Source organism: Rhizorhabdus sp., from assembly GCF_018006725.1.
Classification (GTDB): domain Bacteria; phylum Pseudomonadota; class Alphaproteobacteria; order Sphingomonadales; family Sphingomonadaceae; genus Rhizorhabdus.
Genome location: NZ_JAGMXV010000224.1, coordinates 1 through 7,414, shown reverse-complemented (window position 1 = coordinate 7,414; position 7,414 = coordinate 1). Strand labels below are relative to the sequence as shown.

Annotated in this window: 6 protein-coding genes; all 6 read left to right on the top strand. The window is 66.2% G+C overall.

From position 1 onward, the window contains the following. A partial coding sequence (locus KAY22_RS21935) for a TonB-dependent receptor (protein ID WP_296625323.1) occupies positions 1-1,499 on the top strand: 1,499 nt, incomplete at its 5' end. Between the two features lie 64 nt (positions 1,500-1,563). Then, on the top strand, positions 1,564-2,862 hold the full coding sequence (locus KAY22_RS21930) for a dicarboxylate/amino acid:cation symporter (RefSeq protein ID WP_296625322.1): 1,299 nt from the start codon (positions 1,564-1,566) through the stop codon (positions 2,860-2,862). Between the two features lie 33 nt (positions 2,863-2,895). Beyond that, on the top strand, positions 2,896-4,005 hold the full coding sequence (locus KAY22_RS21925) for a histidine kinase (protein WP_296625321.1): 1,110 nt from the start codon (positions 2,896-2,898) through the stop codon (positions 4,003-4,005). Beyond that, the gene (locus tag KAY22_RS21920) at positions 4,002-4,802 is read left to right on the top strand and encodes a LytTR family DNA-binding domain-containing protein (protein WP_296625320.1); all 801 of its coding nucleotides are present in this window, start codon (positions 4,002-4,004) and stop codon (positions 4,800-4,802) included. Before KAY22_RS21925 ends, KAY22_RS21920 begins: the two co-directional genes overlap by 4 nt. 73 nt (positions 4,803-4,875) lie before the next feature. Further along, positions 4,876-5,727 carry a CoA ester lyase gene (locus KAY22_RS21915; RefSeq protein WP_296625319.1) on the top strand — a complete coding sequence of 284 codons (852 nt, stop codon included), beginning with the start codon at positions 4,876-4,878 and terminating at the stop codon, positions 5,725-5,727. A gap of 130 nt (positions 5,728-5,857) precedes the next feature. Next, on the top strand, positions 5,858-7,330 hold the full coding sequence (locus tag KAY22_RS21910; protein ID WP_296625318.1) for a PAS domain S-box protein: 1,473 nt from the start codon (positions 5,858-5,860) through the stop codon (positions 7,328-7,330). Positions 7,331-7,414: the final 84 nt, after the last annotated feature.

Here is a 7,414-nt window from a genome sequence, read left to right as displayed (position 1 = left end):
CCAACTCGCTCGATGCCGACGCGACCCTCACCACCGCGCTGGGCGGGGGCTTCGCAATGATCTCGGCCGGCCATGCACGCGGCGACGGCTTCGTGCCGATCGTCGCGGGCGACCGGGGACCGATCGACCGCGCGGCGCGCTATCGGCAGAGCCGAGGATCGGCGCGCGCGGTCATCCCGGCTGGCGAGGACGTCGAGCTTCAGGCCAATGGCTCCTTCCTGCTCGACCAGCGCGATCGCGGTGTTCCCTTCACGGGCAATGCCAATCTGGCGGTGGATGCGTCGCTCCGCCTCGTCGGGCGTGGCCGCTGGGGCTGGGAAGCGGCCGCCTGGCTCCAGCACCGCGAATTTTCGAGCGGTTTCGCGAGCATCGGCGCGCGCCGAGCGACCGTCAGCCAGTCGCTCGACCAGTATAATGTTCCGGCCAATGGCATTGGCGGTCGCTTCGAGCTGCGGCCCTGGCTGGGAGAGGGACGGACGCTGCGGCTGGGCGGCGATCTGCGCCATGTCAGCGGCCGGACCGAGGAGGTGGTCGTCGCGACCAATGTCGGCCGCGTCGCAGGGGGTGAGCAAAGCATCTATGGGGGCTTTGCCGAACTGACGTTGCTGCCGGCGCCCGGCCTGACCTTGACCGCCAGCGGCCGGATCGATCGCTGGGAATTGCGCGATGGCCGGCGCACCGAGATCAACCGCAACAGCGGTGCGCTCGTAGCGGCGAACAGCCAGCGTTACACCGACCGCTCGGGCACCGAGACGACGGGCCGCGCGGGCATCGCCTGGAACCCGCCGGGACTGGCGGCGGTGCAGCTGCGCGGGGCGGCCTATAGCGGTTGGCGCCTGCCGACGCTCAACGAACTCTATCGCCCTTTCCGCGCGGGCAACGACAGCACCATCGCCAACCCGCTGCTCGATCCCGAGCGGGTGAAGGGGATCGAGGGCGCTCTGTCCTACGCGCCGTTGCCGGGGTGGCGCGCCTCGGTGACTTTGTTCTGGAACAGGCTCGACGACGCCATCTCCAACGTCACGGTCGCGCCGAACACCCGCCAGCGCCAGAATGTCGACGCGATCCGCAGCCGGGGCATCGAGATGGAGGCGATGGGCACGCTCGGCGAGTGGCGCCTGTCGGCCAGCTATTCGCACATCGATCCCAGCGTCAGGGCCAGTGGTGCTGCGGCGGCGCTGGCGGGGCTGCGCCCGGCGCAGACCCCGCGCGGTCAGGGCAGCGTACAGCTCGAATGGAACCGGCCCGGCACGGCGCGGGCTGCGGTCACCGCGCGCTATATCGGGCGCCAGTTCGAGGATGACCAGAACAGCCGGCGGCTGCGCGATGCGCTGACCTTCGATGCGGTCGCGTCGATGGTGCTCGGCGGCGGGCTGACCGCCGAGGTGCGGGCGGAAAATCTGGCGGACAGGCTGGTGGAAGCGACCGTGGGTGCCGACGGCACGATCGAGCGTGCGACCCCCAGGACGCTGTGGCTGGCGCTGCGCTACGTGCGCTGACCGGGATTGATGTCGCCGCACCGATGTGGTGCGATCGGTTCAGCCACAGAAGGACCTTCCCGAGATGATCATCGATACGGCCGATGCCCCGGTTGCCCGGCCGCCCTTCTGGCGCTCGCTCTACGCGCAGGTGCTGGCGGCGATCGTCCTTGGCGTCGCGCTGGGCTGGCTGGCGCCCGACATCGGCGAACAACTCAAGCCGCTGGGCGACGCCTTCATCAAGCTGGTGAAGATGATCATCGCGCCCGTGATCTTCCTGACGGTCGTCACGGGGATCGCCGGGCTCGGCCATCTCGGCGAGCTGGGCCGGGTGGCGGCCAAGGCCTTCGGCTATTTTCTGACCGTATCGACCCTGGCGCTGGTCGTCGGCCTGATCGTCGCCAACGTCGTCCAGCCCGGCAGCGGCCTGCACATCGCGCCCGCCGCGCTCGATGCGAGCCATGTCGCCGACTATGCCCAGAGAGCCCATGACCAGTCGCTGATCGGTTTCCTTATGGGAATCATTCCCGACACGCTGCTGTCGGCGATCGCCGAAGGCGAGATCCTGCAGGTGCTTTTCGTCGCAATCCTGTTCGGCATCGCGCTGTCGCTGGTCGGGCCCCGGGCCAGCCCCGTGCTCGATCTGCTCGAAACGCTGACGCTGGTGATCTTCCGGCTGGTCGCGATCCTGATGAAGGCCGCGCCGATCGGGGCCTTCGGCGCGATGGCTTTCACCATCGGCAAATTCGGCGTGGGCACGCTCGCCAATCTGGGCGGGCTGATCCTGTGCTTCTACCTGACCTCGGCGCTGTTCATCCTCGTCGTGCTGGGGCTTATCGCGCGGTTGTCGGGCTTCTCGATCCTGCGCCTGATCGCCTATCTGAAGGACGAGCTTCTGCTGGTGCTCGGCACGTCGAGTTCGGAAAGCGCGCTCCCCAATCTGATGACCAAGATGGAACGGGCGGGATGCGCCAAGCCGGTCGTCGGGCTGGTCGTCCCGACCGGCTATTCGTTCAATCTCGACGGCACCAACATCTACATGACGCTGGCCGCGCTGTTCATCGCGCAGGCCTGCGACATCCATCTGTCGCTCGGCGAGCAGATCAGCCTGCTGCTGGTCGCGATGATCTCGTCCAAAGGCGCGGCGGGGGTTACGGGCGCGGGCTTCGTCACGCTGGCGGCGACACTTTCGATAGTACCGTCGGTGCCGGTCGCGGGGATGGCGCTGATCCTCGGCATCGACCGGTTCATGTCCGAATGCCGCAGCCTGACCAACTTCATCGGCAATGCCGTAGCCACGGTGATCGTGGCGAGTTGGGAGGGCGCGCTCGATCGCGAGAAGCTGGCCGCAGCGCTCGGCGGGCGCGACGTCCGGCAAGGCTAAACAAACGGCCCGGCATCGGCTAAGTCCGTCGGGATGCCACTGACGATCCTCGGCTCGAAGCCGTTCTTCGACGACAAGAACCATGCCTTCTGGGTGCTCCAGTCGGCGGGCTGGACGGGTTATTTCGTCCTGCGCGCGCTCGGCGGGCTCGCCAATAATATGGGTCTGCTGTTCGTCGTACCCACCGCCCTGTCGACCGCCACCGGCTATTCGCTGACGCTGCTGATGGCGTCGGCCTATCGCCGGCTGATACGTCTGCGGCCGATCGTCACCTGGTCGGTCTCGATCCTGATCCTGGTGGTGGCATCGGCGACCTTTTCGTCGATCGAGACCTGGGCGCATGCGACCTTCTACCGTCCGCAGGAAATGCCCAAGGGCATCCAGTTCTTCGGCGCGATCCTGCTCGATCTCGCGCTGCTGGCGGCCTGGTCGGCGCTCTATTACGGCATCAATTTCTACCTGCTGCTCGAGGAACAGTCGGATCGGGTCGAGCGGCTGGAAAGCCAGGCGAGCTCGGCGCAGCTGGCGATGCTGCGCTATCAGCTCAACCCCCATTTCCTGTTCAACACGCTCAACTCGATCTCGACGCTGGTGCTGCTCAAGGAAACCCAGCGCGCCAATGCGATGCTGTCGCGGCTGTCGTCCTTCCTGCGCTACACGCTCGCCAACGAGCCCGAGGGCACCGTCAGCCTCACCCAGGAAGTCGAGACGCTGAAACTCTATCTCGACATCGAGAAGATGCGGTTCGAGGACCGGCTCCGCGCCAGTTTCGAGATCGACCCTGCCGCCGCCGAGGCGCGCCTGCCGTCGCTGCTGCTCCAGCCGCTCGTCGAGAATGCGATCAAATATGCGGTCACCCCGCTGGAGGAGGGCGCGGATATCAACGTGACCGCGCGACTCACCGGCATGGAACCCGAGCGCCGCCTGATCATTACGGTCACGGATACTGGCCCGGGGTTGACCGATGGAGTGACGCGTCCCACCTATTCGACAGGCGTCGGTCTGGCGAACATTCGCGACAGGCTGGCGCAGGCATATGGCACGGACCAAAGATTTGAGGTCCAGACTGACCGGGCGGAAGGGTTCGGGGTCGTTATCGACATCCCCTTCCACACCGCGAAACAGCGCAAGGACAATGCATGACGATCCGCACCGTTCTCGTCGACGACGAGCCCCTGGCCATTCAGGGCCTGAAGCTCCGGCTGGCGCCGCACGAGGATGTAGAAATCATCGAAACCTGCCTGAACGGACGCGAGGCGATCCGGGCGATCAAGACGCATAAACCCGATCTCGTCTTCCTCGACATCCAGATGCCCGGCTTCGACGGCTTTTCCGTGATCCAGGGGCTGATGGAGATCGAGCCTCCGCTGTTCGTCTTCGTCACCGCCTATGAGGATCATGCGATCCGCGCTTTTCAGGCGCAGGCGCTCGATTATCTGCTCAAGCCGGTCGACGAGCAGCGTCTGGCCGACACGCTCGATCGCGCGCGCCAGCGCCTCGTCGAGAAGAAAGGCGTCGAGGAGGTCGGGCGGCTCAAGGAAGTGCTGGCCGAGGTCGCCCCCGACGCGGTCGATACGCTGGGCGAAGGCGACGAGGCCCCCGCTTCGAACCGGTTCGAGAAGATGATCAACATCAAGGATCGCGGCAAGATCTTCCGCGTCGATGTGGATTCGATCGAGCGGATCGATGCCGCCGGCGACTATATGTGCATCTACACCGGCGACAACACGCTGATCCTGCGCGAGACGATGAAGGATCTGGAGAAGCGGCTGGATCCACGCCGCTTCCAGCGCGTCCACCGGTCGACGATCGTCAATCTCGATCTGGTGCGCGAAGTGAAGCCCCACACCAATGGCGAATGTTTCCTCGTGCTCGACAGCGGCGCGCAGGTGAAGGTCAGCCGTTCCTATCGCGAAGTCGTCGCCCGCTTCGTTCATTGACGACCTCCGCCCTGCGGCTGGAGGGTTGATCGCGAGGCCGGATGCTTTCATGCGGAAGCCGAAGGAGTTTCGCATGACCGTCAGACCCCGCCGCAGTGCCCTCTACATGCCCGCGTCGAACCAGCGCGCGATCGACAAGGCGCGTAGCCTGCCCTGCGACGTCGTCATCCTCGATCTGGAGGATGCGGTGGCGCCCGAGGCTAAGGAGGAGGCGCGTGCCAACGCGGTTCGCGCGGTCGAGGAAGGCGGTTTCGGCGAGCGTGAACTGGTGATCCGGGTCAATGCCCTGGGGACGCCGTGGGCGCAGGACGATCTTGCCGCCGCTGCCGCTGCGAGGCCCGATGCGATCCTGGCGCCGAAGGTCGGCGACGCTGAGACGGTCCATCGCTATCTTGCCGCGCTGGCCGATGCGCCGCCGACGACCGGCTTCTGGGCGATGATCGAAAGCTGTCGCGCGATCTTCCGGCTCGATGCAATTGCAGGTGCGATGGCGGTGCGCCCCGGTGCCTTCGTGCTCGGGACCAATGATCTCGCCAAGGAGATGGGCGCGCGCCTGACGGTCGAGCGCACCCCTTTTCTGGGGATGATGGCGATGGCCGTCGCCGCGGCGAAGGGCCATGGGCTGGCCGCGCTCGATGGCGTCTACAACGCGTTCGACGACGAGACGGGCCTGACGCGTCAGTGCGTCGAGGCGCGGGCTTATGGCTTCGACGGCAAGACCCTGATCCATCCGCGCCAGATCGATGCCGCCAACCGCGCCTTCAGCCCGGACGATGCCGAAATCGCCTGGGCGCGCGCTGCGATCGCGGCGTTCGACCTGCCCGAAAATGCGGGCAAGGGCGCGGTCCGAGTCGGTGGCGAGATGGTCGAGCGGCTGCATCTCGATCAGGCAAATGCCATACTGGCGCGGGCGTCGAAGGACTAAGCGCCATCTGTAAACTCGTGGCTTCCCCGTAGTTCCGCTTCTGCGCGTGATTCGCAGAACGGATAGGAGAAGACCCGAAGGGGGAAAGAAGACGCGGGCCTTACCCCTCTTGCCGCGCGCCGGTTCGCGCATGGCCATGGATCGCCGGACCAACGGTCTTTTGGCGTTGTTCGCGCTCGTCCTGCTCGGAACCCTCCTTCGTGCCGCCTATATCGCGCCGCCCTTCACGCTTTCAGATCTGATCCAGATCGTCCTGCTTTCGCTGCTCGGTTTCTCGGCCCTGGTCGGTGCGGCGTGGACCGCCCATGCACGGGCGGTCGTCTCGGTCGATATCGAACGGCGCGAACTCGCCGATGCGCTCGAACTCACGGCGGTCATGGTGGTCGACGATTGCGGGGTGATTCGGCACTGGTCGCGCGGTTGTGAGGAGTTGTACGGCTGGTCGGCGCACCATGCCGTCGGTGCGCGGCGGGTCGATCTGCTCTGCAGCCGGTCGCGACAGAGTCTCAAGGGCCTCTGGTCCAGCCTGTTGCGCGAAGGCCGGATGACCAATGAGATGGTCGAGTATCACCGCGATGGCCGGCAACTGATCGTCCACGACAATATCAAGCTGTTCGACCGGGGCGATGGCCGCCACGAGGCCGTGATCGCCGTGACCGACGTCACCGAGTGGCGCAATGCACAGGACGCGCTGCGGCTCAGCGAGGCGCGCCTTGCGACCGCCGTTTCGGTCCAGGGCATCTTCATCTATGAGATCGACCTGCCCTCCCGCCGCCCGATCTGGACCACGCCGGGGGAGATGTTCTTCGGTCGACCGCTCGAAGGGCTGGCGTCGCCCGGGCCGGTCGACGACCATGGTCCCGAGCACCATGCCCACATGCGCAAGGCGATCGAGGCGATCGAGGCGAGCGGGCATGATCGGGTCCATTTCGACTTTGAGTTCGACCATCCGCGTCGGGGCAAACGCCTCGCTGAAGGTTGGGCGCGGATCATCCGAGACCTCGACGGCCGTCCGCTGCGCCTGCTCGGCACCCATCTCGACGTTACCGAACGACGTGCGCGCGAGCGGGCGCTGCGCTCGGGCGAGGCTGAGCGCGAGGCGATCCTCGCGACCGTCCCCGACGCGATGTTCGTCTGCAACCAGCGCGGCGTCGTCCGCGTGTGCAGTGCGTCCGCCTGCCGCCTGCTCGGCTATCCGGAGGAGGAACTGGTCGGACGTCGGCTGGTCGACCTGATCGAGGACGATCGTGGCCGGTCGGCGATCCGGCGCGATCTGCGCGCGGCGCTGCATCGCGGGCTGGAGTCCGAATGGCCGCTGCCGATCAGTCTGCGGCGTGCCGATGGGGAGATTCTCCCGCTGTCCTTCGTGATCGGGCAGACCCGTATCGACGGGGCACGGCTGTTCGTGGTGTTCGGGCGCGACATGCGGCCGGCGATCGCGACCGAGGAACGCTTCCGGCGGATGAACAACGACCTGGCACAGGTGTCGCGTCTGGGCATGATGGGGGAGATGGCGGCGGTGCTGGCCCATGAACTCAGCCAGCCGCTGTCGGCCGTCGTCAACCCACATTCTCCAAGTAAGTCGCTGATTTCGCTGTCGTAATCGTGATATTTCGCATATAAATCATGGCGTTGACGGCTGCGAGGGGCGCGTTTCATGGATCACCTGGAGGGTGCGGGCTTGGCG

What these genes read in the sequence shown, in the direction of transcription:
- KAY22_RS21930 (WP_296625322.1), top strand. Translation starts at nt 1,564, where the DNA reads ATGATCATCGATACGGCCGATGCCCCGGTTGCCCGGCCGCCCTTCTGG.
- KAY22_RS21925 (WP_296625321.1), top strand. Translation starts at nt 2,896, where the DNA reads ATGCCACTGACGATCCTCGGCTCGAAGCCGTTCTTCGACGACAAGAAC.
- KAY22_RS21920 (WP_296625320.1), top strand. Translation starts at nt 4,002, where the DNA reads ATGACGATCCGCACCGTTCTCGTCGACGACGAGCCCCTGGCCATTCAG.
- KAY22_RS21915 (WP_296625319.1), top strand. Translation starts at nt 4,876, where the DNA reads ATGACCGTCAGACCCCGCCGCAGTGCCCTCTACATGCCCGCGTCGAAC.
- KAY22_RS21910 (WP_296625318.1), top strand. Translation starts at nt 5,858, where the DNA reads ATGGCCATGGATCGCCGGACCAACGGTCTTTTGGCGTTGTTCGCGCTC.